The 24,813-nt window shown below is 75.5% G+C and carries 25 protein-coding genes; 14 read left to right on the top strand and 11 right to left on the bottom strand.

Annotation, left to right across the window (positions count from 1 at the left end; translation table 11 throughout):
• Positions 1 to 45: 45 nt before the first annotated feature.
• Positions 46 to 2,979 carry a glycoside hydrolase family 2 TIM barrel-domain containing protein gene (locus tag ACRYM0_RS13625; RefSeq protein ID WP_432505902.1) on the bottom strand — a complete coding sequence of 978 codons (2,934 nt, stop codon included), beginning with the start codon at positions 2,977 to 2,979 and terminating at the stop codon, positions 46 to 48.
• A 186-nt stretch (positions 2,980 to 3,165) separates the two neighbouring features.
• Here ACRYM0_RS13625 and ACRYM0_RS13620 point away from each other — a divergent pair, with 186 nt between their 5' ends.
• The 5 genes from ACRYM0_RS13620 to ACRYM0_RS13600 all read left to right on the top strand — a co-directional run bounded on the left by ACRYM0_RS13620 (position 3,166) and on the right by ACRYM0_RS13600 (position 8,492).
• The gene (locus ACRYM0_RS13620; protein ID WP_432505896.1) at positions 3,166 to 3,969 is read left to right on the top strand and encodes a DeoR/GlpR family DNA-binding transcription regulator; all 804 of its coding nucleotides are present in this window, start codon (positions 3,166 to 3,168) and stop codon (positions 3,967 to 3,969) included.
• A gap of 83 nt (positions 3,970 to 4,052) precedes the next feature.
• Positions 4,053 to 5,153: a galactose-1-phosphate uridylyltransferase gene (gene galT, locus ACRYM0_RS13615; protein WP_432505900.1), complete on the top strand. Its 1,101-nt coding sequence runs from the start codon at positions 4,053 to 4,055 to the stop codon at positions 5,151 to 5,153.
• A complete protein-coding gene (gene galK / locus ACRYM0_RS13610) occupies positions 5,150 to 6,349 on the top strand; it encodes a galactokinase (protein WP_432505895.1) in 1,200 nt (399 codons plus the stop codon). The genes galT and galK overlap by 4 nt, the downstream gene beginning before the upstream one ends.
• A gap of 92 nt (positions 6,350 to 6,441) precedes the next feature.
• The gene (locus tag ACRYM0_RS13605) at positions 6,442 to 6,771 is read left to right on the top strand and encodes a hypothetical protein (RefSeq protein ID WP_432505893.1); all 330 of its coding nucleotides are present in this window, start codon (positions 6,442 to 6,444) and stop codon (positions 6,769 to 6,771) included.
• Positions 6,772 to 6,947: 176 nt separating this feature from the next.
• Positions 6,948 to 8,492, top strand: coding sequence for a hypothetical protein (locus tag ACRYM0_RS13600; RefSeq protein WP_432505892.1), 1,545 nt, complete (start codon positions 6,948 to 6,950; stop codon positions 8,490 to 8,492).
• Positions 8,493 to 8,498: 6 nt separating this feature from the next.
• On the opposite strand, the gene ACRYM0_RS13595 is transcribed toward ACRYM0_RS13600, so the two are convergent.
• From ACRYM0_RS13595 to ACRYM0_RS13580, 4 genes are read right to left on the bottom strand one after another with little or no spacing between them, the layout of a single operon-like run.
• Positions 8,499 to 9,317: an ABC transporter permease gene (locus tag ACRYM0_RS13595; RefSeq protein ID WP_432505890.1), complete on the bottom strand. Its 819-nt coding sequence runs from the start codon at positions 9,315 to 9,317 to the stop codon at positions 8,499 to 8,501.
• Entirely contained in the window at positions 9,314 to 10,258 is a 945-nt protein-coding gene (locus ACRYM0_RS13590) for an ABC transporter ATP-binding protein (protein WP_432505888.1), read from the bottom strand. The genes ACRYM0_RS13595 and ACRYM0_RS13590 overlap by 4 nt, the downstream gene beginning before the upstream one ends.
• Entirely contained in the window at positions 10,255 to 11,196 is a 942-nt protein-coding gene (locus tag ACRYM0_RS13585; RefSeq protein ID WP_432505886.1) for a hypothetical protein, read from the bottom strand. The genes ACRYM0_RS13590 and ACRYM0_RS13585 overlap by 4 nt, the downstream gene beginning before the upstream one ends.
• Entirely contained in the window at positions 11,177 to 12,133 is a 957-nt protein-coding gene (locus ACRYM0_RS13580; protein ID WP_432505885.1) for an ABC transporter ATP-binding protein, read from the bottom strand. The genes ACRYM0_RS13585 and ACRYM0_RS13580 overlap by 20 nt, the downstream gene beginning before the upstream one ends.
• Positions 12,134 to 12,283: 150 nt before the next feature.
• Between ACRYM0_RS13580 and ACRYM0_RS13575 the strand changes: the two genes are divergently transcribed.
• The 4 genes from ACRYM0_RS13575 (at position 12,284) to ACRYM0_RS13560 (ending at position 15,783) form a co-directional block, all read left to right on the top strand.
• Positions 12,284 to 13,177: a DUF1353 domain-containing protein gene (locus ACRYM0_RS13575; RefSeq protein WP_432505883.1), complete on the top strand. Its 894-nt coding sequence runs from the start codon at positions 12,284 to 12,286 to the stop codon at positions 13,175 to 13,177.
• 159 nt (positions 13,178 to 13,336) lie between these two features.
• The gene (locus tag ACRYM0_RS13570; RefSeq protein WP_432505881.1) at positions 13,337 to 13,480 is read left to right on the top strand and encodes a hypothetical protein; all 144 of its coding nucleotides are present in this window, start codon (positions 13,337 to 13,339) and stop codon (positions 13,478 to 13,480) included.
• Positions 13,477 to 13,773: a hypothetical protein gene (locus ACRYM0_RS13565; RefSeq protein ID WP_432505879.1), complete on the top strand. Its 297-nt coding sequence runs from the start codon at positions 13,477 to 13,479 to the stop codon at positions 13,771 to 13,773. The genes ACRYM0_RS13570 and ACRYM0_RS13565 overlap by 4 nt, the downstream gene beginning before the upstream one ends.
• 429 nt (positions 13,774 to 14,202) lie before the next feature.
• Positions 14,203 to 15,783, top strand: a complete 1,581-nt coding sequence (locus ACRYM0_RS13560) for a recombinase family protein (RefSeq protein WP_432505878.1) — start codon at positions 14,203 to 14,205, stop codon at positions 15,781 to 15,783.
• Positions 15,784 to 15,901: 118 nt separating this feature from the next.
• On the opposite strand, the gene ACRYM0_RS13555 is transcribed toward ACRYM0_RS13560, so the two are convergent.
• Together ACRYM0_RS13555 and ACRYM0_RS13550 are read right to left on the bottom strand one after the other, a co-directional pair.
• Positions 15,902 to 16,735 carry an exodeoxyribonuclease III gene (locus tag ACRYM0_RS13555; protein WP_432505876.1) on the bottom strand — a complete coding sequence of 278 codons (834 nt, stop codon included), beginning with the start codon at positions 16,733 to 16,735 and terminating at the stop codon, positions 15,902 to 15,904.
• 49 nt (positions 16,736 to 16,784) lie between these two features.
• A complete protein-coding gene (locus ACRYM0_RS13550) occupies positions 16,785 to 17,795 on the bottom strand; it encodes a 1-aminocyclopropane-1-carboxylate deaminase (protein ID WP_432505875.1) in 1,011 nt (336 codons plus the stop codon).
• 90 nt (positions 17,796 to 17,885) lie between these two features.
• On the opposite strand from ACRYM0_RS13550, the gene ACRYM0_RS13545 reads away from it, so the two are divergent.
• Positions 17,886 to 18,530 carry a GntR family transcriptional regulator gene (locus ACRYM0_RS13545; protein ID WP_432505874.1) on the top strand — a complete coding sequence of 215 codons (645 nt, stop codon included), beginning with the start codon at positions 17,886 to 17,888 and terminating at the stop codon, positions 18,528 to 18,530.
• A gap of 77 nt (positions 18,531 to 18,607) precedes the next feature.
• Here ACRYM0_RS13545 and ACRYM0_RS13540 read toward each other — a convergent pair whose 3' ends face one another.
• From ACRYM0_RS13540 to ACRYM0_RS13530, 3 genes are all read right to left on the bottom strand, one after another.
• Positions 18,608 to 19,495 carry a bifunctional methylenetetrahydrofolate dehydrogenase/methenyltetrahydrofolate cyclohydrolase gene (locus ACRYM0_RS13540; protein ID WP_432505872.1) on the bottom strand — a complete coding sequence of 296 codons (888 nt, stop codon included), beginning with the start codon at positions 19,493 to 19,495 and terminating at the stop codon, positions 18,608 to 18,610.
• Positions 19,492 to 20,796 (bottom strand): serine hydroxymethyltransferase, encoded by a 1,305-nt coding sequence (gene glyA / locus ACRYM0_RS13535; protein ID WP_432505870.1) that lies wholly within the window; start codon positions 20,794 to 20,796, stop codon positions 19,492 to 19,494. Before glyA ends, ACRYM0_RS13540 begins: the two co-directional genes overlap by 4 nt.
• Positions 20,797 to 20,988: 192 nt before the next feature.
• Positions 20,989 to 22,122, bottom strand: coding sequence for an isochorismate synthase (locus ACRYM0_RS13530; protein ID WP_432505868.1), 1,134 nt, complete (start codon positions 22,120 to 22,122; stop codon positions 20,989 to 20,991).
• A 24-nt stretch (positions 22,123 to 22,146) separates the two neighbouring features.
• Between ACRYM0_RS13530 and purU the strand changes: the two genes are divergently transcribed.
• From purU to ACRYM0_RS13515, 3 genes are all read left to right on the top strand, one after another.
• Positions 22,147 to 23,004: a formyltetrahydrofolate deformylase gene (gene purU / locus ACRYM0_RS13525; RefSeq protein ID WP_432505867.1), complete on the top strand. Its 858-nt coding sequence runs from the start codon at positions 22,147 to 22,149 to the stop codon at positions 23,002 to 23,004.
• Positions 23,005 to 23,219: 215 nt separating this feature from the next.
• Entirely contained in the window at positions 23,220 to 23,471 is a 252-nt protein-coding gene (locus tag ACRYM0_RS13520; RefSeq protein WP_432505865.1) for a type II toxin-antitoxin system Phd/YefM family antitoxin, read from the top strand.
• Entirely contained in the window at positions 23,468 to 23,839 is a 372-nt protein-coding gene (locus tag ACRYM0_RS13515; RefSeq protein ID WP_432505863.1) for a type II toxin-antitoxin system VapC family toxin, read from the top strand. The genes ACRYM0_RS13520 and ACRYM0_RS13515 overlap by 4 nt, the downstream gene beginning before the upstream one ends.
• A gap of 71 nt (positions 23,840 to 23,910) precedes the next feature.
• Here the strand turns inward: ACRYM0_RS13515 and ACRYM0_RS13510 are convergent, their stop codons facing one another.
• Positions 23,911 to 24,363 (bottom strand): hypothetical protein, encoded by a 453-nt coding sequence (locus tag ACRYM0_RS13510; protein WP_432505862.1) that lies wholly within the window; start codon positions 24,361 to 24,363, stop codon positions 23,911 to 23,913.
• Between the two features lie 295 nt (positions 24,364 to 24,658).
• On the opposite strand from ACRYM0_RS13510, the gene ACRYM0_RS13505 reads away from it, so the two are divergent.
• The coding region (locus ACRYM0_RS13505) for a leucine zipper domain-containing protein (RefSeq protein WP_432505898.1) at positions 24,659 to 24,813 on the top strand (155 nt) is incomplete at its 3' end.

Below are 24,813 nucleotides of genomic sequence, written 5' to 3'. Positions count from 1 at the left end.
CCCCTCCGCCCGCGGGCGGAGGGGCCGTCGCCGTTCCCGGGGCGCTCAGCCCAGCGGGCGCAGCACCAGCGAGAACGTGCGTGGCTGCGCCTGGAGGCGGTGCTGCGGCAGGGCGCCGGGCCCGCAGGAGCCGGTGCCGATGCCGTGCTGGGCGACGTCCAGGTGCAGGTGCACCGACCCGGAGTCGGCCAGCTCGGGGGTGTGCGTCGCGGCGTCCAGCTCGGCGGTGCTCCACCGGCGTGCGGCGAACGCGACGTGCGGCTCGCCCTCCACGCGCAGGCCCCCGGCGGGGCCGCGCAGCTCCAGCCACCGCGCGTCGGCTCGGCGGCCGTTCTCCTGCGGGCGCACGTACGGCGTCTGCAGCTCATCCACGGTGGCGTCGAACAGCCCGACGCGGGTGGCGGCGCCGGTGTCGGAGTACGCCTCCCCCGGGCCGCGGCCGAACCACGTCACCCCCGCCAGCCCTCTCGGCAGGCGCAACCGGACCCCCAGGCGCGGCAACGGGGCACCGAGGTCGCCGGTGGGCAGTTCGGGGGTGAACTCCACCGCCAGGCGCACCGCACCGGTGGTGTCCGCCGACCAGCGGAACACCGCGACGAAACCGGTGTCGGTGCCCGCGGCCGCGGTGCGGGTGGTGACGACGAACTCCTCGCCCTCCACCGCGGCCGAGGCGGTGCGGGTGCGCAGCCGGTCCAGGCCGAGCCGCCGCCAGGTCTTCTCCAGCGCCTCGCCGTGCAGGCCGGCGTCGTTGTCGGTGGGGGCGCGGAACAGGTCCAGGACCGGGCCCTCCTCGACGGCCAGGCCGCCGAGCGAGCGCAGCGCACCGGTGCGGGCGTCGAGCACGGCGGGGCCGAGCAGGACGTCCGCGCCCCGGCGCACCGGCGCGACCGCGTCAGCACGCGGGGCCGGTGCGGGCGGGGTGAGCTGCACCTGCCCGGTGGCCAGCACGTGCCCGGCCGGCGCCCACGACGCCGGCGCGGCCAGCGCCGCGGTCACGGTGAACCACCGCTCCCCCGCGGCCGGCGCCAGGGCCAGGACCTCCTCGGGCAGCTCCAGCAGCGCCGAGGTGCGCGGGGCCAGTTCCGGGGTGGGCAGCACACCCCGGGCGACCTGCACCCCCTCGTCCTGCACGGTCCACGTCAGGGCGACGTGGCCGAGGTCCACGACGTCGTAGCGGTTCGTCAACCGCAGCAGCTCCCCGGCGGGGGTCTCCTCGACGGTGAACCGGACCTGGGAGACCACGGCGGCGTAGTCGAGCAGGCCGGGCGAGGGGGTGCGGTCGGGCAGCACCAGGCCGTCGGCGACGAAGTTCCCGTCGTGCAGCTCCTCGCCGAAGTCGCCGCCGTAGGCGAACCGCTCGCGCCCCGCCGCGTCGCGCTGGCGCAGGCCGTGATCGATCCACTCCCACACGAAACCGCCCATGCAGCGATCGGAGGACTCGAACAGGTCCTGGTACTCCACGAGCCCGCCGGGCCCGTTGCCCATGGCGTGCGCGTACTCGCACTGCACGAACGGCATCGCGCGCCGGCGGGTGTCGGCGTCGGCGTCGGCCAGCGCCTCCTCGGCCCGCTCGGCGATCGCGGCGACCTCGGCGTGGGTGGCGTACATGCGCGAGTAGACGTCGACGTAGGGGCTGTCCCAGTCGTGCTCGTAGTGCACCGGGCGCGACGGGTCGCGGTCCTTCAGCCACGCCGACATCGCGCGCAGGTTCCGCCCCGTGCCGGACTCGTTGCCCAGCGACCACAGCACGATCGAGGGGTGGTTCTTGTCGCGCTCGACGGTGCGGCGGATCCGGTCCAGGTACGCCTGCTCCCACGCCGGGTCGTCGGAGGGGTTGCCGCGCCAGTCCAGGAACACGAACCCGTGCGTCTCCAGGTCGCACTCCAGCACGACCCACAGGCCGTGCTCGTCGCACAGCTCCAGGAACCGCGGGTGCGGCGGGTAGTGGCTGGTGCGGACGGCGTTGACGTTGTGCCGCTTCATGAGCAGCACGTCGGCGAGCGCCTCCTCCTCGCTGAGGGTGCGCCCGGTGTCGGGGGAGAACTCGTGCCGGTTGACGCCGCGCAGCTTCACGGGGCGGCCGTTGACGGTGAACACCCCGTCGGCGATCTCCACCCGCCGGAACCCGATGCGCAGGCGGGTGCGCTCGCCGGCGGCGACGACCTCGGCGTCGTACAGGCGCGGCACCTCCGCCGACCACGGTTCCACCGCGTCCAGCTCGACGTCCTCGCCGGCGGCGGCGTCCACGCCCAGTTCGGGCACCAGCACGCGCGCGCCGACGGGCTCCCCGTCCGAACCGGTGGCGTCGACGCGCAGCAGCCCGCGGCCCGTGGCGGCGTCGAAGTCGGCGTGCACGAACACGTCCTCGGCGGCACCGGCGGGGCGGGCCAGCAGGGTGACGTCGCGGAAGATCCCCGACAGCCACCACATGTCCTGGTCCTCCAGGTAGCTGCCCGAGGACCACTGGTGCACGCGCACGGCCAGGACGTGCTCGCCCCCGGCTCCCCCGCCCGCGGCCAGGGCGCCGGTGACGTCGAACTCCACGGCCAGGCGGCTGCCGACGGAGCGGCCGACCTCCACGCCGTCCACCCAGGCGGTGAAGGCGGAGTCCACCCCGTCGAAGCGCAACACGGCACGCGTCCCGTCGCCGTCGAGGAAGCCGGCGGGCAGGGTGAAGGCGCGGCGGTGGTCGCCGGTGGGGTTCTCCTCGGGCACGCGCGGCGGGTCGACGGGGAAGGGGTAGACGACGTTGGTGTACGCGGGGGCGCCGTGGCCCTGCAGCTGCCAGTGCCCCGGCACGGTGACCGAGCCCCACGCGGCGTCGTCCAGCGCCGGGTCGGCCAGGTCGGCGGGGGTGTCGGCGCGCGCGGCGCCGCGGAAGCGCCACCGGCCGTTCAGCGACAGCGCCGGCGCGTCGCTGCGCGTCCAGGCGCGCGCGGGCAGCGCACCGCGCGAGGGCGCGTGCTCCTCGAACCACATCGTGCGAACCCCTTCGTCCGGAAGCTGTGCCACGCCCCCGACCCTGGCCCGCCGGGGCCCCCGCGTCAACAGCGACGCACACGAACGAACACTCTCGTTGTGCGTGCGTGTTCGGCCGTGTTGACTCCTCGGAGCGGTGCGGGCATCCTCGACCGGTCGCCGGCCCGTGAGGAGGAGTGCCCCGCCGTGCTCGCCCGCAGCCGCCAGGAGGCGATCCTGGACGCCGTGCGCCGCCGCGGCGGCGTGCGCGTCGCCGACCTCGTCGAGCAGCTCGGCGTCTCCGACATGACGGTGCGCCGCGACATCGCCGAACTGGCCCGGCGCGGGCTGGTCGAGCGGGTGCACGGCGGCGCCGCCGCCGCCGGCAGCAGCACCGAGCCCGGCTTCGCCGCCAAGTCCACGATCCGGACCGCGCAGAAGCGGGCCGTCGGCGCGCTGGCCGCCTCCCTGGTCGAGCCCGGCGCCTCCGTCGCGCTGTCCGCCGGCACGACCACCGTGGAGGTCGCCCGGCACCTGCGCGACGTGCCCGGCCTGACCGTGGTCACGAACTCCCCACCCGTCGCCGAGCTCCTGCACGACCCCGCGCGCACCGACCGCACCGTCGTGCTGACCGGCGGGATCCGCACCCCCTCCGACGCGCTCGTGGGGCCGGTGGCCGTGCGCAGCCTGCGGGACCTGCACGTGGACCACCTCTTCCTGGGCGTGCACGGCCTGGACGAGCGCGCCGGGCTGACCACCCCGAACCTCGTCGAGGCCGACACCGACCGCGCCCTCGTGGCCGCCGCCTCCCGCGTCGTCGTGGTGGCCGACGCCACCAAGTGGGGCGTGGTGGGCCTGACCACGATCGCGACGCTGGAGGAGGTCGACGTCCTCGTCAGCGACGACGGCCTGCCCGCCGACGCCCGCCGCGCGCTCGCCGAGCGCACCGGCCGCCTGCTGCTGGCCGAGGTCCCGGCCGGAACCACCGCACCCCAGGAGGAGAACGCGTGAGCACCACCCCCGGCCCGGGGCACGCCCCCGAGGACGGCCTGCACCGCAGCGCCACCCACGAGTTCCGCCGCACCTCCACGCGCATGGCCGACGGCCGCGAGCTCATCCACTTCGACGACACCGACCCGTGGCTGTCCGGGGAGCGCCCCCGCGACGCGGTGGACTCCCGCCCGCTGCCGCCGGCCGACCAGGTCGTGCGCGGCGGTTCGCAGGTGCGGTACGACCCGCTCACCGGCGACTGGATCGCCATGGCCTCGCACCGCAACGACCGCACCCTCATGCCGCCGCCGGACCAGGACCCCCTGGCCCCCACCGTGCCGGGGGGTTTCCCCACCGAGATCGCCGACGACGCCTACGACGTCGTGGTGTTCGAGAACCGCTTCCCCTCCTTCTCCACCCGGGTCGGCGGCGAGCCCGGCCTCGTGGACGGCGAGGAGCTGTGGCCGGTGCGGCCCGGGATCGGCCGCACCGAGGTCATCTGCTTCACCAGCGACAGCGCCGGCTCGTTCGCGACGCTGCCGCCGCGGCGCGCGCGCACCGTCGTGGAGGCGTGGGTGGACCGCACCGAGGGGCTGGCCCGCACACCGGGCGTGGAGCAGGTGTTCTGCTTCGAGAACCGCGGCGTGGAGATCGGCGTCACACTGCCCCACCCGCACGGGCAGATCTACGGCTACCCCTACGTCACGCCGAGGACGCGCACCATGCTCCAGCGGGCGGCCGAGCACCGCACGGCCACCGGCCGGAACCTGTTCCGCGACGTCCTGGACGCCGAGCGCCGCGCCGGGACCCGCGTCGTCCTGCAGACCGAGCACTGGACGGCGTACGTGCCCGCGGCGGCCCGCTGGCCCGTGGAGGTGCACCTGGCCCCGCACCGCGACGTGCCGGACCTGCCGGCCCTGGACGACGCCGAGCGCGCCGACCTGGTCACCGCCTACCTGGACCTGCTCGGCCGGCTGGACCGCTACTACCCCGACGACCACCCGCTGCCGTACATCGCCGGCTGGCACCAGGCCCCGGTGCGCACCGGGCGAGAGGAGTTCCGCTTGCACCTGCAGGTCTTCAGCGTCCTGCGCGGCCCCGGCAAGGTGAAGTACCTGGCCGGCTCGGAGTCCGCGATGGCCGCGTGGATCAACGACACCACGCCGGAGAAGGTCGCGGCACGGCTGCGGGAGGTGGCCGCGTGAGCACCCCCGCGTTCTTCCAGGCCCCGGCGCGCGCCGAGGCCGCCGAGGCCGTCGCCGACGCGTACCGCGACACCTACGGGGAGAGCCCGGAGGGCGTGTGGTCGGCGCCGGGGCGGGTGAACCTCATCGGCGAGCACGTCGACTACACCGGTGGGCTGTGCCTGCCGCTGGCGCTGCCGCACCGCACGTTCGTGGCGCTCAGCCCCCGCCACGACGACGTCGTGCGGGTCCGCTCGGCGCAGGAGTCGGGGGCGGACTGGGAGGGGTCCCTCGCCGAGGTCGGCCCCGGTTCCCCCGCCGGGTGGGCCGCGTACGTCGCCGGGGTCCCGTGGGCCATGGGCCACGAGCACGGTTTCGACGCCGTCGTGGACGGGCACGTGCCGCTGGGCTCGGGGCTGTCGTCGTCGGCGGCGCTGGAGTGCGCGGTGGCCATCGCCCTGGCCGACCTCGCGGAACTGCCCACCGACGACGCCGGCCGCGCGGAACTGGCCGGGGCGTGCGTGCAGGCCGAGAACGTCGTGGCCGGCGCCAGCACGGGCGGCATGGACCAGTCCGCCTCGCTGCGCTGCCGGGCCGGCGGCGCGATCCTGCTGGACACCCGCGACGACACCGTCGAGCACGTCCCGCTGGACCTGGCCGGTGCGGGGCTGGCGCTGCTGGTGGTGGACACCCGCGCCGCGCACTCGCACTCCGGCGGCGAGTACGGCGCGCGCCGCGCCGACGTCGAGCGCGCCGCGCGCGTGCTGGGCGTGCCGGACCTGCGCGCAGTGGCCCCCGCCGACCTCGACGAGGCCCTGGACCGGCTGGCCGGTGAACCGGGCGGGCCGGTGCTGCAGCGGCGGGTGCGCCACGCGGTCACCGAGATCGAGCGGGTCGCCCGCACCGCGGACCTGCTGCGCGCGGGGCGCGTGCGGGAGGTCGCCCGGCTGATGGACGCCTCGCACGAGTCGCTGCGCCACGACTACGAGGTCTCCTGCCGGGAGCTCGACCTCGCGGTGGACACCGCCCGCGCCGCCGGGGCGCTGGCGGCGCGGATGACCGGCGGCGGGTTCGGCGGGTCCGCGGTCGCCCTGGTGGAGCAGGACGCGGCCGGCCCGGTCGCCGCCGCCGTGGCCGACGCCTTCGCCGCCGCTCGCCTGCGGGCGCCGCAGTTCCTGCGCGCGCTGCCCTCGGTGGGGGCCGGCCGGGACGCCTGAGGAACCGGCGGGACCCTGCGTTCGCCCGCGGTTCACCGCGCGTCCGCCCGGTGCTGGCCGGCCGGCGGCCGGCGGTGGGCAGCATCGGGCGGGTGCAGGGGTGGGGTGTCGTGGCGGTGGTGACCTCCGCGCTGCTGTCCGGCGCGGTCCTGGCCGCGTCCTGGTGGCTGAACCGGCGCGCCTGGCGCTCGCGCGTGGAGGCCGACCGGCGCTGGTTGCGCGCCCACGGGGTCGACGCCGGCGAGGCCCCGCGCACGCCGGCCGCCTGGCGGCTGGTGCTCACGCCCGACCTCGGCCCCGACGGCTCCTTCCTGCTGGACGTGGCCGTGCAGGGCGCCGCGACGCCGGGCGCGGTGCGCGCAGCGCCCCCTCGGCGCCGGGCGGTGGACCGGCCCCGGGCTCCGCGTCGGGATCAGCCGTGAAGGCGCGTGGACGCAGCGCGACGGCCTGCGCTCCGTCCGGGCGAGCGCGGTGCTCCGGTCGGGTTCCTGCACCGGCGTCCCGGCCGGGGCCGGGAGGGCGCGGCGGCACCCTGGGGTGAGCCCGGGGCCCCGGCGCACCACGGCGACCCGGGAGGGCGGGCACGACGAGGAGCACCGTGACCCGGCTCAGCAGCGAGGACCCCACCCGCACCGGGCGGCCACCCGGCGCAGCGGCCGTCCCCACCGACCGGCACCGGCCCTGGCGGTGGGTGGCCGCCCGGTGCCGGGCACGGCACCGCGACGGCGCGATCGTCCTCACCGGCACCGGCACCGGTCGCGAGCAGCGCTTCGAGCTCGGCGGCGCCGACCCCGTCGTCGACGCCCTCCTCGTCGACCTGCGCGGTGCCGGGGAGGACGTGCGCCGCGACCTCGGCGGCGACTGGGGCGTGCTGCTGCTGCGCACCACCGGGCGCGTGCGCCACGTCGTCGACCTCGGCGAGTGGGGGCGCCTGCGCGAGACGACGCAGCGCCCCTCCCCGCGCGGCTCGGTGTACTGGGCCACCGCGCTGCCGGAGCCGCCGCAGCCGCCCGGCGGGTACCCGATGGGCACCACCTTCGACGTCGACCTGCGCGACGTGCGCCAGGCCGCCGAGGCGTCGGGCTGGCTCGACGTGCTCGCGGAGGCCGGCGTCCCGGTCCGCGTCCTGTCCCCCGACGCCGGCGCGCGCGCCGCGCACGCCGACGTCACCGCGCGGGGCGGCCTGGCCGGCGCGCGGCGCGTCGAGCTGCCCGACGCGCCCTGGCGGCGCACCGCGCACGTCGTGCGGCGGCTCGCCCGGCTGCACCTCGCCCTCACCCCCCTGCTCCCCGTGGGGCTGGTGGCGGGGTGGGGCAGCGGCACCGCCTGGCCCGTCCGGGCGGCCCTGGCGCTGTGGCTGCTGCCCGCGCTCGCCGCCGCCACCACCGTGACCGTCCGCCAGCCGCCCGTGCTGCTGCGCGAGCTGCGCACCGGACGGGTGCTCGAGCGCGTGTGGACGCCGCGCGGGGTCCCCGGGGTGGCGCGCGTGAGCCACCCCGGCACGGCGCGCACGGGCAGCGCCGGCATCGGCCGCGACGCCCGCGGGGACCTGGTCCTGCGGCACCGGGGCGCCCAGCGCTGGCTCCCGGGCGGTGGGGCGCAGGCCGTCGCCGCCGTGCGCCGGGTGCGCCCCGGCGGGGGCCGCGACCACGTCCTGCTGGAGACGGCCGGCGGGCTGCTCCTCGCCGCCCTGCCGGTGCGCGACTGGTGCGCGGGGCACGGGGACGACCAGGACCTGGCCGACGCCCTCGGCGTCCCCCTGCTGCCCGCCCGCGGCGAGGGACCGGCGTCCGTGCCGTGGCCGGGGGCGACCGACCGCGGCGGGGAGGTCTCCCTGGTGGACCCGGAGCACCCGGCCTCGCCGAAACCGGCGCGCGTGCCCGGCGCCTTCCGCCTGGACGCCGGACCGGGCCGGGGGCGCCGCTGGGGCTTCGGGACCGAGTCCGCGGAGCTGACCTGCACGCTCAGCGGCGCGGTCCTGCTCGGGCTGGTGGCCTCGGGGGCCCTGACGGGCGGCACCGCCGCCGCGGCGGTGGTGGCGGCGGCGGTCCTGCTGTCCGGGTGGGTCAAGCTCCCGCTGCTCGTGGCGCTGGCCCGGCGCTCGCGGCGCGGTGAGCTCGTGGGCCCGGCGACGACCGGCTGAGCGCCCTCAGCCGCCGTCGGAGGTGACGTCCATGCGCTGCAGCCGCCACGACGCGAGCGCGACCGCCACGACGGCCACCCCGGCGAGCACCAGCGCGGACGTCGTCACCCCCGAGGCGGCGACCGTGCCCAGCGGCACGTCGCCGGGCGTGGCGAGGGTGACGACGCGACGGCCGTAGGAGCCGATCGACAGCCCCCGCAGCGCGGGCGCCAGCCCCGCCAGGAACGTCTCCCACAGCACCACGTAGGCCAGACCCGCCAGCAGGCCGCGCCGCGCCAGCAGCGACAGCAGCACGAACAGGGCGCAGTACGCCGCGGAGGTCAGCGCCGTGGCCAGCACCAGGCCGGCGACGACGTCACCGGCGGGCAGGCTGATCGAGGTCCCCACCACCGCGCACGCCGCGAGCGCCGGCACGCACACCACGACCGTGGACACCCAGGCCGCCGCCGTGCGCGCCACCACGACGTGCCAGCGCGGCCGCACCAGGTTCCGCAGCAGCGGCAGCGTGCCGCTCTCGCGCTCGTCGCCGAACGCGCCGGTGCCCAGCACCAGCGCCACGATCGGCACCACGAGCCCCACCAGCAGGTCCCCCGCCAGCGTCGTCTGCAGCCCGTAGCGGGCGGGCACGCTGGTGGCGGCCAGCACCACCACGGCCACGGCCGCCACCGCCAGCGGCAGCAGCGCCAGCGCCGCGGTGCGCCCGCGCACCAGCAGGCCCCGCAGCGAGAAGCCGAACAGGGTCGTCGAGAACCCCCCGGAGCCGCCCCGGACCGGCGCGGTGCCGCCCGCGGTCCCACCCGTGGTCCCGCCCGTCGTGGCGCTCACCTGCCCGCTCCCCTCGCCCGGCGCACCAGGTGCGCGAACGTGCTTTCCAGGTCCTCACCCACCGGCTCCACCCGCCGCAGGGTGGCGCCGACCCGCCGCGCCAGCGCCGGCACCGCCTCGGCCAGCGCGGTGGCGCGCGGCGCCTGCACGAGCACGCCGCCGCGGCCGCTCGCGTCGCGCTGCACGGACTCCACCACGCCCTCCGCCAGCAGCAGCCCGGCCAGCTCCAGCACGCGCGGGCCGTCGAGGTGGACGCTGCGCGGGCGGTCCACCAGCAGGTCGCGGATCGCCGCCGGTTCCCCCTCGGCGACCAGGCGGCCGTTGACGACGACGAGCACCCGCTGCGCCATCCGCTCCACCTCGGCCAGCACGTGCGAGGACACCAGCACCGTGCGCCCCTCCGCACCGAGGGCCGCCACGAGGTCCACGTCGGCGCGGCGCTGCGCGGGGTCCAGGCCGTTGAACGGCTCGTCCAGCAGCAGCACCTGCGGGTCGTGCACGAGGGCCTGCGCCAGGCGCACCCGCTGGCGCATCCCCTTGGAGAAACCGCCCACCCGGCGGTGCGCGGCCTCGCCCAGGCCCACCCGGCGCAGCACGGCCGTGGCCGCCGCGGCCGCGTCCCGCACACCGCGCTGGCGGGCCAGGAACGCCACCTGGGCGTGGGCGGTGGCGTGCGCCCAGGTGCCCTCCCCGTCGGGCACCACACCCAGGGCGCGGTGCACGCCCCGCTCGGCGTGCGGGTCGCCGCCGAGCACCCGCACCCGCCCCTGGCTGGGCCGCACGGCCCCCGCCAGCAGCGAGAGCACCGTCGACTTGCCCGCGCCGTTGTGGCCGAGCAGGCCGGTGACCCCCGGCCCCAGGGAGAACGTCACGTCCGAGAGCGCCACCGTGTCGCCGAACCAGCGGCTGACGCCGTCCACCTCCACCACCGTCGCGCTCACGCGTCGTCCCCCCTGCCGTAGCGGCCGACCAGCACGGCCGAGCCCGCGACGACCAGCGCCGCCCACACCGCCCACGCCAGCGCGCCCTGCGGAGCGGGCGCGCCGTCCACCACCGTCGTCGCCAGCAGCACCGGGCCGCCGGCCGGGTCGAACGCCAGCGGCCAGTCCGCCTCCACGACCACCGCCACCAGGCGCGTCAGCACCGGCCCCACCAGCACGACCGCCAGGTACCCGCCCACGGCGACGACCCGCCGCGACGTCAGCGACGCCACCGCCAGCCCCAGCGCCGCGTTCGGCAGCACCACGACCAGCGAGGCCAGCAGGATGCGCGGCAGGTCCCCGGCGGAGTCGGCGATCCAGCGGCCCGGGTCGTCCGCCGTCGCGATCGAGCCGACGAACAGCACCAGCGCCGGCCCCAGCACGATCAGCAGCAGCAGCGCCACCGCCGACAGCGCCATCCCGAGCACGTACTCCGCGCGCGAGAGCGCCGTGGCGAAGTACAGCGACAGCACCCGGTCGCGCCGGTCGCGCGTGAGCACCGCGGGCACCGCGGTGGCGACGAACGCCAGCACCACCACCGAGTTCGTCGCCAGCAGCTGCGGGTAGCCGATGAGCTCGGTGGGCTGCACCCCGACCTGCGGCACCAGCAGCGGCACCGCCACCACCGCCAGCGCCGGCATGTACGCCACGGCCAGCAGCAGGAACGGCCACACCTTCGCCCCCGCGCTGCGCCGCAGGCCCAGCGGCCGTCGCACCCCCGAGGCCACGAGCGCGCCCACCGCGCTGCGACGCGGGCGCAGCGCACCCGTGAACCGGGAGTACCGCACGTCGTGCAGCACCGCCCGGGGCGCCCCCACCCCGCCGGGCACCGCGCCCGGGACCCCGTCGTGGACCCCTCCGTGCACCCCGTCGGGCACCTCAGCCACCGGTCCGCTCACCGCGCCCCTCCATCGCGTCCAGCACCACGTCCTCCAGGCCGCGCCCGGACCCCACGAGCCGGACCAGCGCACGGCCCTGCTCGGCGGCCAGGTCCCGCACCGCGTCCAGCGCCGCGTCCGTGCCGGCGCTGAGCCCCACCTCCCCCGCCGGCGTGGGCGCGACGTCCACCCCCAGCGGTCCCAGCCGCTGCGCCAGCGCGGCCGCGAACGCCGCGACGTCCCCGCCGACGCGCACCCGCACCGCGCCGCCGGGGTCGTGGCCCACCGCCACGGGGCGCTGCGCGGCCAGCGCACCGGCGCGCAGCACGACGACCTCGTCGCAGGTGCGCTCCACGTCGTCCAGCACGTGCGAACTGGTCACCACCCGCACCCCCAGGTCGCGCGAGAGCCGCCGCACCAGCTGCAGCATCTCCTCGCGCCCCGCCGGGTCCAGCCCCGACGTCGGCTCGTCCAGGAGCACCAGCTCCGGGCCGTGCACGAGGGCCTGCGCGAGCTTGGTGCGCTGCTGCATGCCCAGGGAGTACGTGCCCACCGGGCGGCGGCGCTCCTCCTCCAGCCCGACCGCGAACAGCACCTCGCTGGCGCGGCGCACCGCGTCGCGCCGCCCCAGCCCGCGCAACCGGGCCAGGTGCACGCACACCTCCTGCGCCGACATGTCCAGCGGCAGGCACGGGTGCTCCGGCATGAACCCCACCCGCCGGCGCACCTCGCCGCGCTCGCGGGCCGCGTCCATCCCCAGCACCCGCAGCGTCCCGGTGTCCGGCCGCACCAGGCCGAGGGCGGCGCGCATGAACGTGGACTTGCCCGCGCCGTTCGCGCCCAGCAGGCCGGTGGCGGGAGCGGTGAACGCGACGGTCAGGCCGTCCAGCGCGCGCACCTCGCCGAAGCCCTTGCTCAGCCCGGCGCACTCGATCGCCGGGGCGTCCGTGGTCGTCACCCGGCCAGACAACCACCCGGCGGGCCCCGGCGGATCCTCCGCCGGTCGTAGACCCGCCGGAGGATCGGTGGGGATCGCGCGCACGAGGGCCGGCCGGTCGGCCGGACGGGCGGCCGTGCCCCGGTCGCCGGGGCGTGGCAGCGTGCGGGCGTGCCGCCGACCGGGACCGCGCCCCGCCTGCCCGACCACCGCCCCGCCCACCTGGCCCGCAGCGGGTTCTTCGACCCGGCGCACCCCGAGGTGCCGTGGACCGGCGAGGTGGAGCTGCGCCGCCACCTCGACGGCGGGGACGGCGAGCGCGAGCGCTTCCGGGTCCTGCGGCCGATCGGGTACTGGGACGCCCGGCTGGGGCCGGTCGTCGTCCCGGCGGACCCGGCCGCCTTCTCCACCGACCTGACCTCGGTGCCGCGCGCGCTGAGCTGGCTGGTGCCCACCACGGGCCGGCACCTGCCCGCCGCGATCGTGCACGACGGGCTGACCGCGGGTGCGGACGGCCCGCCCTCCTACCTGGCCGCGGCACCGGTGGACCGCGTCGGCGCCGACCTGCTGTTCCGGCACGCCCTGCGCGACCTGGGGGTGACGCGGCTGCGGCGCGGCGTCATGTGGGCGGGGGTGTCGCTGTGGACGGCGCTGGCCGGGCCGCTGCGCCGCACGTGGCGGGCGTGGCTGGCAGCGGTCGTCACCGCCACCGTGGTGCTGGTGCTGGGGACGCTGTCGACGGCGGACCTGTTCGACGCGGTGGACGTGCTGCCGTGGATGGGCGCACGGCCGTGGTGGGTGGAGCTGGGCACCGGTGCGCTGGCGGCGCTGGTGGTGCCGCTGCTGCCGGCTCCGCTGTGGGGGCGGCGCCGGCTCGCCGGGGCGGTGGCCGGGGTGGCGGCCGCGTTCCTGCTGCACGTCACCGTGGGGGTGCTGCTCGCCTCGGCGGGTTTCGCGGCGGCGGACGCCCTGACCAGCGGCCGGCCCTGGCGGGCGCTGAGCCGGGCGGGGGCCGGGCTGGCCCTGGCCGGGGTCGTCGCGGGCACGGTGGTGCTGGCGCGCTGACGACGCCGGCCGGCGGGGAGCCGGCGGGTCCTCAACGCCCTCGTCCAGCGCGCGCCGAGCGGAACGGGCCGGGTCGAGGTGCTCGGCGGCCGCGTTGACGAAGGGGCAGCCGCGGAAACCGTCGCCGCACAGCTGCTCGGAGACCCGCGAGGTGAAGCGGTGCAGCCAGTCGGCGGCGCACTCCCCCGGTGGCGCCGGGTCGGTGCTGTCGCGGACGACCGCGTCGACCACCTCGAGGTAGGCCCGCACTTCAACGCCACCCGCGGCAACGTCGAGGTCACCCTCGAGACCGTCACGGCGTGACCGTGGCCGACGACACGCACCCGGCGCCACGCTCCCGCGCCGCCGCACAGGCTGCGCTCACCCCCGCCCTGATGGGCACCGGGAACCTGACGACGCTGCGGCAGGAGTTCCAGGCGCAGGTGCCGCCGCGGGTCCCCCTCGACCCGGACCTCGTCGTCCTCGCCTCCGGCATCGTGGAACTCGCCCTCGGCGGGATGCTGCTCACCTGGCGCCAGCCCGCACACGCCGGCACCGGCGCCACGACCGCGGCGTTCTTCGTCGCGGTCTTCCCGGCGACGTCTCACGACTGTTGACCCGCACCGACGCGTTCGGCCTGGAGTCCGACACCGCGCGCCATGCGGTCGCTGTTCCAGCGGGCGCTCCTGGCGAGGGTGCTGCGGGGAACCGGCGCGTGGTGATCCCGGCGCGAGCGCGTCAGGCGTCGCGGGTGACGACGGGCGCGCGGTCGCTGAGCCGCCCCGCACAGGAGGGGCGCGGTCGACCACCGCCGAACCCCGTACGCAATCGATCAGTCACGCAGTCGAACCTGTTGTCTCCCAACCGAAACAGCTAAGATAAAGACGATGCGCCAGCAAGTGGTCGAGGTGGAGGTCGCGCTGTGGTGATGCAGGAGTCAGGGCCCGTACGGGCAATCCTCTGCCTCAGGCAGAGCGCGGGCCACGAGGACTCCATCTCCACGGTGACGCAGCTGGAGCACGCCGCCGCACACGCACACCACCGAGGTGTACGAGGTAGTCGACGTGGTGATCGACACCGCCACCTCGGGTCGTTCCTTCACGGGCCGCAGCATCGGACGGATCATCGAAGAGGTGGCAGCGGGCACAGCATCGGTGATCGTGGTCTGGAAGTGGTCGCGCTGGGGCCGGGACCTCGTCGAGAGCCTCCTGCACCTCGCAGAACTGGAACGAACGGGTGGCAGGCTGGAGAGCGCGACCGAACCGGGGGGTGCTGCGCCGACCACAGGCGGTTTCTCGAGGAACGACATGCTCGCGCTCGCCCAGCACGAGTCCGAGCGCATCGGCGATTCGTGGAAGGACGCCAAGAGGCACATGGTCCTCAGGCGAGGTCTTCCGCCCGTGGGGGGAGCACGCCTCGGTTACACCTACGAAGCTGGACGCCGGACCTACTGCATCGACCCTGTCGCGGGACCGGCGCTGCGCTCCGCGTACGAACGCTACGTGGCGGGCTCGTCGATGCACGCCCTGACCTTGTGGATGCGCACTTTGGGCGTCGTGACGACTCGAGGTAACCCGATGAGCGAGGGCTCGCTCAAGGCTTCCATGGATTCCGGCTTCGCTGCTGGACTGATCCGGCTGAACGAACCGGAGAAGCTCCTGAACGAGGATGAACTCACCGCCCACGGCGCTGTCCCCGGCGAAGCGCTCTTCCTCCCTGGCGTGCACCGGCACGACGGAGTCCTCACCCGCAGCTGGGAACCGCTCATCGACGTCCAGCTCTTCCACTCCTACCGCGATGCACGATCGAGGCGCAGCGCGACCCGCCCCAGCGCACCCAACTCACGCCAGGCACTGACGGGCCTGGTGCGCTGCGCGGGCTGCCGCCGGGTCATGGGATTCCGCCCGGACCGCAACCGCTGGGTGTGCACGAACTCGACGACCAAAGCCGGCGCCCCCTGTCCAGTACGCGTCACCCTCGACGGCGACGAAGCTCTGGACCTCATGAGGAACTGGCTGGATTCACGACTGGCGACGACATCCGCTCTGGAGGCGCTGATGCGCCGGAAACTCGAGAGGGCATCGGCTGCTGCTTCGATTGAAGCGATCACCCACTCCCTGGAACGACACGAGCGGCGGGTGGCGGACCTCCACTCCCTCGCCGCAGGAGGGCAGATCCCCTCGGGCGCACTCGCCCCCGAGGTTCAGGAGGTCCTGACTCGAGTGAAGCGCACGCGTACGGCACTGTCGCAGGCGCAACAACGAGTGCAGGAGTCCGGAATCCAAGACAACGAACGCTTCCGCATGCTCCGCGAGAATCTCGAGCGCGGCGATTCGACGGTGAACAGCGATCTGCAGCCTCTGATCTCAGCGGTCTGGGCCTACCCCTTCCGCGACGATCCACGGGTGATCGTGCAGGAGAGCTGGGAGAGCGACGAACGCATCCCTCGTGCACGCAAGCCGGACACTGACTTCAGCGAGGGACGAACGTGTCTACGTTGCAGAACGTGGAAGCCGGCGGAGCAGTTCTACCGCCGCCGACGCGGCCGAACACTCCTGGCCCAGTGCATCCCCTGTCGAGCCGATATGGCGCGCGAGCGGAAGGAACGGATCGCCGCAGAAGCCTGAGGTGCTGGCCACGCGGGCGGAGTGGTGGACCACAGCACCGGCCACCCCGAGGAACTTCGCCGCCAGGCTCTTCAGCGGCTCTCGATTCCTGCAGGTCGAAACCTTCGGCCGGCTGCCGTCACCACCCGTACTTCACCACCACGGGGGCATGGTCGCTCCACCGTTGCGCGTAGTCTTCAGCACGGTCCACCCCGGCAGCGATGGCCGCCGACGCCAACTGCGACGTGGCGAGCTGGTAGTCGATCCTCCAGCCGACTCCTCGATCGAATGCGGACCCTCGCCAGCTCCACCAGGAGTACGGTCCCTCGACTCCGGGGTGGAGAGATCGCACGACGTCGCACCACCCCAGTTCACCGAACCAGCGGTCGAGGTAGGCACGTTCCTCGGGCAGAAAGCCGGCCTTCTTGAGGTTGCCCTTCCAGTTCTTGATGTCGGCCTCGTGGTGAGCGATGTTCAGGTCGCCGCAGACCAGTGCAGCGCCTCCGGCCGCCAACTGCTCCATCCGCGCCGTCACCGCGTCGAGGAACGCCATCTTGTCGTCCTGCTTCTCGGTGCCCACCTCTCCGGTGTGCACGTACACCGACACCACGGTCACCGTGCCCGCCGGGGTCTCGACGTCCAGCTCCACCCAGCGGCCGGCGCCGTCGAAGCGCGGGTGCAGGGTGGCGCGCTGTTCCCCCACCGGCAACCGGGTGGCGACCGCGACGCCCGCACGGCCCTTGGTGCCCGCGTCGGTGGGCTCGCAGTGCGCGATGTGCCAGCCGTCGCCGAGGGCCTCGTCGAGCAACGCCCCCAGGACCTCGTCGGGGGCGCGGACCTCCTGCAGGCACAGCACGTCCGGGTCGCGCTCGGCGAGCCAGGAGGCCATGCCGCGGCGCACGGCGGCGCGGATGCCGTTGACGTTGACGGTGGCGACGGTGAACTGCTCCTGCGGGGTCTTCGCTGCGGGCACGGGGCGGCACGCTACCGCCGGGCCGTGGCCGCCCGGCACCCCCGGGTCGTCAGTCGCGGAACAGCGCGGAGTAGGCGTTCAGCGCGGGCTGGCCGCCGAGGTGGGCGAACAGCACGTTCGAGCCCGCCGGGATCGTGCGGTCGCGCACCAGGTCGATGAGCCCGGCCATGGACTTGCCCTCGTAGACGGTGTCGAGGACGACGCCCTCCAGGCGCCCGACGAGGCGGATCGCGTCCAGGGTGGACTGCACGGGCACGCCGTAGAGCTCCCCCGCCCACCCGGGCAGGACCTCGATCTCGTCGTCGCGCAGGTCGCGGCCGAGGTCGATGAGCTCGGCGGTGCGGCGGGCGATGCGCTCGACCTGGTCGCGCGTCTCGGCGAGCTTCGCGGAGGCGTCGATGCCGATGACGCGGCGCGGGCGGTCCTGGGCGGCGAAACCGGCGATCATCCCGGCGTGCGTGGAGCCGGTGACCGAGCACACCACGACGGTGTCGAAGAAGACGCCCAGCTCCTCCTCCTGCTGCCGGACCTCCTCGGCCCAGCGGGCGAACCCCAGCCCGCCGAGGGGGTGGTCGGAGGCGCCGGCGGGGATGGCGTAGGGCGTGCCGCCGGCGGCGCGCACGTCCTCCACGGCCCGCTCCCAGCTCGGCTTGAACCCCACCCCGAAACCGGCCGGGTCCAGGCGCACCTCGGCGCCCGTGATGCGCGAGAGCATGATGTTGCCGACCCGGTCGTTGAGGGGGTCGGGCCAGTCCACCCAGTTCTCCTGCACCAGCACGGCCTTCAGCCCCAGGTGCGCGGCGACGGCGGCGACCTGGCGGGTGTGGTTGGACTGGTAGCCGCCGATGGAGACGAGGGTGTCGGCCCCCTTCGCCAGGGCGTCGGGGACGAGGTACTCCAGCTTGCGGGTCTTGTTGCCGCCGTAGGCCAGGCCCGAGTTCACGTCCTCGCGCTTGGCCCAGACGCGCGCCCCGCCCAGGTGGGCGGTGAGCCGGTCCAGCGGGTGCACGGGGCTCGGCCCGAAGGTCAGGGGGTGGCGGGGGAAGTCGGCCAGGGCCACAGGGGGTCCTTCCAGAGGAGCGAGGAGCGTGAGGTGCAATATGTTGCACACCGGTGATCGGGGTCAAGGCGCCCGTCGTAGCATCGGCGCGTGCCCGTCCCCGCCGCCCAGGGCGTCCACCGCCGCGACCTGCTGCGCGACCGCGTCCACGCCTCCCTGCGCGACGCCATCGTCGACGGGACCCTGGCCCCCGGTGAGCAGCTGCGCGACGCGGACCTCGAGGCGTGGCTGGGCGTCAGCCGCACCCCCATCCGCGAGGCGCTGCAGCGCCTGGAGCAGGCGGGGCTGGTCACCACCCGCCCCGGCCGCTCGACGACCGTGACCCCCATCGACTCGGGGGCCACCCGCCACGCCCGGCAGCTCGCCGCCGGCCTGCAGGAGCTCGCCGTGCGCCTGGCCGTGCCGCACCTCACCGGCGAGGACGTGACGGCCATGCGCGAGGCCAACGCCCGCTTCGCCGCCGCCCTCGCCGCGCAGGACACCGCGGCCGCCCTCGCCGCGGACGACGACTTCCACGCCGTCGCCCTGCGCGCCGCCGGCAACCCGCTGGTCCGCGCCCACTTCGAGCAGGTCTCCCCCCTGCTGCGGCGCGTGGAGCTGCGCCGCTTCGGCTCCCGCGCCGGGCACGCCTCCGTCGAGCAGCACGAGCGCGTGGTCGAGGCGTGCGCCGCCGGGGACGTCGAGGCCGCCGCCCGCGCCGTGCGGGAGAACTGGCACTCCCTCGAGGAGGCGTGAGACCCGGCGCCCGGGGGGACGCAGAGCGCCGCCGCCCCGGGGACACCCGGGACGGCGGCGCACGCTCGTGGGAGGGCTCAGCGCAGCCCGGCGGCCCGCTCCGCGCTCTCCACCACGTTCGTCAGCAGCAGCGCGCGCGTCATCGGCCCCACCCCGCCGGGGTTGGGGGCGACGAACCCGGCGACCTCGGTGACGTCGAGGGCGACGTCACCGGTGAGCTTCGGCTTGCCCGTGACCGGGTCCGGGACGCGCGAGACGCCCACGTCGAGCACCGCCGCACCCGGCTTCACGACGTCCTTCGTCACCAGGCCCGGCACACCCGCCGCGGCGACGACCACGTCGGCGCGGCGCAGGTGGGACGCGAGGTCCTTCGTGCCGGTGTGGCACAGCGTCACCGTGGCGTTGGGGTGCCGGCGCGTCAGCAGCAGCCCGATGGGGCGCCCGACCGTGACGCCGCGGCCCACCACGACGACCTCCGCGCCGTCCAGCGGGACGTCGTGGCGCAGCAGCAGGTCGATGACCCCGCGCGGGGTGCACGGCAGCGGCGAGGTGATCTCCTCGCGCACCCGCAGCACCAGCCGGCCCAGGTTCGTCGGGTGCAGGCCGTCGGCGTCCTTGTCCGGGTCCACCATCTCCAGCACCCGGTTGGCGTCGACGCCCCCCGGCAGCGGCAGCTGCACGATGAACCCGGTGCAGTCCGGGTTCGCGTTCAGCTGCGCGATCTCCGACTCGATCTCGCCCTGGGTGGCGGTGGCGGGCAGCTCCACCTGGATCGAGGCGATGCCCACCTCGGCGCAGTCGCGGTGCTTGCCGCGCACGTACGACGCCGAGCCGGGGTCGTCGCCGACCAGGACGGTGCCCAGGCCCGGCACGACGCCGCGCTCGCGCAGCACCGCCACGCGCTCGGTCAGGTCCGCCTTGACCGCGGCCGCGGCCGCCCTGCCGTCGAGGACGACCGCGCTCACGCGAACGTCTCCGCGGCCGGGTACAGCGGGAAGCGCTCGGTGAGCTTCGCCACGCGCGCACGCAGCGCCTCGGCGTCTAAGGACGGCTTCAGCGCCTGCGCGATGACGTCGGCGACCTCGGTGAACTCCGCCGCGCCGAAGCCGCGCGTGGCCAGCGCCGGGGTGCCGATGCGCAGGCCGGAGGTCACCATCGGCGGGCGCGGGTCGAACGGCACCGCGTTGCGGTTCACGGTGATGCCGACCTCGTGCAGGCGGTCCTCGGCCTGTTGCCCGTCCAGCTGCGACTCGCGCAGGTCCACCAGCACCAGGTGCACGTCGGTGCCGCCGGTCAGGACGGACACGCCGGCCTCCTTCGCGTCGGCCGCGGTGAGGCGCTCGGCGATGATCTTCGCGCCCTCCAGGGTGCGCTCCTGGCGCTCGCGGAACTCCGCCGAGCCGGCCACCTTGAACGCCACGGCCTTGGCGGCCACGACGTGCATGAGCGGGCCGCCCTGCTGGCCGGGGAACACCGCCGAGTCGACCTTCTTCGCGAACTCGCCGGTGGTGAGGATCAGGCCCGAGCGGGGCCCGGCGAGGGTCTTGTGCACGGTGGAGGTCACCACGTGCGCGTGCGGGACCGGCGAGGGGTGCAGCCCGGCGGCGACGAGGCCGGCGAAGTGCGCCATGTCCACCATGAGGTGCGCGCCGACCTCGTCGGCGATCTCGCGGAACGCGGCGAAGTCCAGCTGGCGCGGGTACGCCGACCAGCCGGCGATGATCAGCTTGGGCCGGGCGGCCAGCGCGGTGGCGCGCACGACGTCCATGTCCACGCGGAACGTCTGCGGGTCCACCCCGTAGGCGGAGACGTCGTACATGCGGCCCGAGAAGTTGATCTTCATGCCGTGGGTGAGGTGGCCGCCGTGGGCCAGCTCCAGGCCCAGGATGCCGTCGCCGCCGCGGATGAAGGCGTGCATGGCCGCCGCGTTCGCGCTGGCGCCGGAGTGCGGCTGCACGTTGGCGTGCTCGGCGCCGAACAGCTCCTTCGCGCGGGTGCGCGCCAGCTCCTCGGCCACGTCGACGTGCTCGCAGCCGCCGTAGTAGCGCTTGCCGGGGTAGCCCTCGGCGTACTTGTTGGTCAGCACCGAGCCCTGGGCCTGCAGGACGGCGCGCGGCGCGAAGTTCTCGCTGGCGATCATCTCCAGCGTGTCGCGCTGGCGGCCCAGCTCGGCGTCGAGGACCGCGGCGATCTCCGGGTCGACCTCGGACAGCGGCCGGTCGGTGACCCCGGCGGGCGCGGTGGGGGTGGGCAGGACGTCGGTCACGTTTCGCTCCTCTGGCTCGGGCGGCGGTGGCGACGCGAGGCCCAGGCGGACGACCCCGTGAACGGCGGACGGGACCGCTCGGCGGGCCGTCCGTTGCCGCTCCCCGGTGGTGACCACCTTCGCCAGTCGCGGCGCGGCAAGCCTAGCCCAGCGGCGCACGGGTCGGCGGCGCACCGATCAGTGGTGCACCGATCAGCGGCGCACGGCCGCCTCGAGCACCGTGCGCATCTTCGCCGCCGTCTCGCGCACCTCCGCGTCCGGGTCGGAACCGGCCACGATCCCCGCACCGCCCAGGATGCGCATCAGCCGCCCGGCGACCTCCGCGCAGCGCACCCCCACGACCCACTCGCCGTCGCCGTCGCCGTCCTGCCAACCGACCGCACCGGCGTAGCAGCCGCGGTCGACCTCCTCGACCTCGCGGATCACCTGCGCCGCCGCCCGGCGCGGGGACCCGCCCACCGCCGGCGTGGGGTGCAGCGCCGCGACGAGGTCCACCGACGTGGTGGTCGTGTCGTTCAGCAGGGCCGTCACCCGCGTGGCCAGGTGCCACACCGTCGGGGTCGCCAGCAGCTCCGGCTCCGGTGCGCTGACCGTGCGGCACAGCGGCCGCAGCGTCTCCACCACCGCCTCCACCACGTACGCGTGCTCGCGGCGGTCCTTGTCGGAGGCCATCAGCGCGTCCGCGCGGCGCAGGTCCTCCTCCGGCTCCGGCGAGCGCGGCACCGACCCCGCCAGCGGGCGCAGCAGCACGCTCGGCCCGCGCCGGCGCAGCAGCAGCTCGGGGCTGGCCCCGACCAGCCAGCGGCCCCCGGCCTGCGCCGGGTCGTCCACCGGCACCGCCAGCGTCGTGGCCGCGGGGTTGCGCGCGGCCAGCTCGGCCACCAGGTCGGGCACCGACCAGTCCACCAGGGCGGTCAGCTCCAGGGAGCGGGCCAGCACCACCTTCTGCACGTCACCGGCCGCGATGCGCGCCAGCGCCTCGCGCACCGCCGCCGCGTACCGCGCCGGCGAGGGGTGCGGACGGCTGCGGGCCACGGTCGCCGGGCGCACGACGCGGGCGGCGTCCGGCGTCAGCGGGCCCCGGCTGCGCACCGCGGGGCCCACGCGCAGCGCCCCGGGGGCGGACAGGTCGAAGGGCACCGCCCCGGCGACGACCACCCCCTCGGGCTCCTCGTCCAGGGTGCGGGCGGTGCGGCGCAGCTGCTCGGCGCCCGAACCACCCGGCACGAGCGGGCGCGGGCCCGTCTGCACCAGGGTGCTCTTGGCGTCGGAGAAGACGGTGGCGCCGGCGCGCACCGCGAGGGTCGCCGCGGCGGGTTCTGGCACCCGCTCACCATAGGCTTCACCCCCGTGAGCGCACGCCCGAGGGTCCTGACCCTGTCCTGCCCCGACCGCCCCGGCATCGTCCACGCCGTCACGGGGGCCCTCGTGGCGCTGGACGCCAACATCACCGAGAGCCAGCAGTACGGGGACCCGGACACCGGGCTGTTCTTCATGCGGGTGGCCTTCGACGCCGCCGCCAGCGACGAGGCGCTGCGCGAGACCGTCGGCGTCGTCGCCACCCGCTTTGAGCTGACGTGGGAGCTGCGCGACGCCGCCGCGCGCGTGCGGACCCTCGTGCTGTGCTCCAAGCAGGGGCACTGCCTCAACGACCTGCTCTTCCGGCACCGCTCCGGCGACCTGCCCGTGGACGTGGCCGCCGTGGTGTCCAACCACACCGACCTGGCCCCGCTGGCGGAGTTCTACGGCGTGCCCTTCCACCACGTGCCGGTGGTGACGGGTGACGCCGCCTCCAAGGAGGCCGGCGAGGCGCGGCTGCTGGAGCTGGTCGCCGAGCTGGACGTGGAGCTGGTGGTGCTGGCGCGCTACATGCAGATCCTGTCCGACGGCCTGTGCCGGGAGCTGTCCGGGCGGGCCATCAACATCCACCACTCGTTCCTGCCGAGCTTCAAGGGCGCCCGCCCCTACCACCAGGCCCACGCGCGCGGCGTGAAGATCATCGGTGCTACGGCCCACTACGTGACGGCCGACCTCGACGAGGGCCCGATCATCGAGCAGGAGATCGAGCGCGTCGACCACCGGCACACCCCGGGCGAGCTGGTGCGCCTGGGTCAGGACGTGGAGGCCCGCACGCTGGCGCGCGCGGTGCGCTGGCACGCCGAGCACCGGGTGCTGCTGGACGGGCACCGCACGGTCGTCTTCCGCTGACGCGCAGGGGCGCGCTCGACCCGCCCCTTGCGCGCGCCCCCGTCGGGAGAGGCGACCTCGGTCGCGCGGCGACCGGCCTCGAGGCCGTCGCCCGGTGGTCACGACCACTGGTGGAGGCCGAACCCCACGTCGCGCCACGTCCGTGACGTCGCGGCGGTTGCCGATGGACTGGTCGCGTTGTGGACTTAGTCCGACTTAGCTCATACCGTGGAGCGGTGACGCAGACGGTGAACGTGCACGAGGCGAAGACGCACCTGTCGCGCCTGCTCGAAGCGGTCGAGCGGGGCGAGGACGTGGTGATCGCCCGCTCGGGCAAGCCCGTGGCCCGGCTGGTGCCGGCCCGCTCACGCGGAGCGCGCCGTCCCGGGTCCTGGAAGGGGCAGGTGGTCATCGCCTCCGACTTCGACGACACCCCGGACGACCTGGTGGCCGCCTTCCACGACGACGTCGAGCCCCACGTCCGGTGAGCCTCCTGCTCGACACCCACGTGCTGCTGTGGTGGCTGACCGACGACGAACGCCTGCCGGAGCGCATGCGCGTCGCGGTGGCGGACGGGCAGAACGAGGTGCTCGTCTCGGCGGCCTCGGCGTGGGAGGTGTCGATCAAGGCGGCGTTGGGCAAGCTGACCGTTCCCGAGGGCCTGCGCGCGGAGTTGCAGCAGCAGGGGTTCACCGAACTGCCGGTCACCGTGGAAGACGGTCTGGCCGCCGGCGCCCTGCCGCGCCACCACGACGACCCCTTCGACCGGATGCTCATCGCACAGGCGGCTCGGCGAGGGCTGCAGCTGCTCACCGTCGACCGACGGTTCGGCGACTACGACGTCCGGCTCCTGTAGTCGGTCGCGCGGTGCGAACTTCCACGACAGCGGGATGACCGCGCATGTGCCGCCGGCTCGAAGCCGGGTGTTCAGCCGGGCTGAGAGCCGGCCCTGACGGTGCTGCCGACGTTGAAGAGAGCCACCTCGTCCTGCTCACCGACACCGCACTCGGCCAGGTCGTCGGCTGCCTGCTGCCCGAAGGAGGATGCGATGGCGTCCAGGCTCGTGGAGCTCCCCACGCCGTGTACCTGCTCGCCCAGGGTCAGGGTGGCTCCTCCGCTCAGCGTCAGCGTGGACGTGGCGGGGTCCCACTCGGTGCCTTCGGGCCAGACGGTTGCGGTGCCACCCACTCCCAGGCAGGAGCCGACCCAGGTCAGCGGGCCGCCGATGCTCGCCTGGTTGCCGCCGTTCTCTCGGCCGTGCGAGACGATGAGGGCACCGTCACTGGCCGCGCTCACCGTCGCGTCGTCGCTGCAGCCAGCGGTGAACGTGAGCAGTGCGCTGATGCTCACCACCACGAGGGGGACGGGTCGACGTGCCACTCCCTCAGTCTCCGTTGCCTCCACTGGCGGCGGCAACGCCCTGAGATCGACAGGACCGCGAGGTCGTCGACGTCCACGACAGCGGGATGAGCGGAAGATCCCCAAGGCTGGTGACGCTGCGCGGTGGCCGTCCCGGTGTCCGACAGCCGACCGCTGCCAAAGCGGTGACCAAACTGCGCTAGCTGTACTCGGCCATGAGGTTGGTGACACGCCGGGTGGGTGCTTGATCGAAGAAGGCCCCTTGGTGCTGGGTGGAGGTGTCTGACGCCATCCGCCCAACGACCAAGAGGCCTTCATGTCCCACGCTAATGCCCGCCTAACCACCCACGGCCGTGCCCTGCTGGTGCGGCGCGTCGTCCACGACGGGCGGGCCGTGGCGCACGTGGCCCGCGAGCTGGGCGTCTCGCGCCAGTGCGCCCACCGCTGGGTGGCCCGCTACCGCGCCGAGGG

Origin of the sequence: Kineococcus arenarius subsp. arenarius (assembly GCF_050871845.1) — a bacterium.
Taxonomy (GTDB): Bacteria; Actinomycetota; Actinomycetes; order Actinomycetales; family Kineococcaceae; genus Kineococcus.
This window is presented reverse-complemented; position numbering and strand designations above follow the sequence as displayed.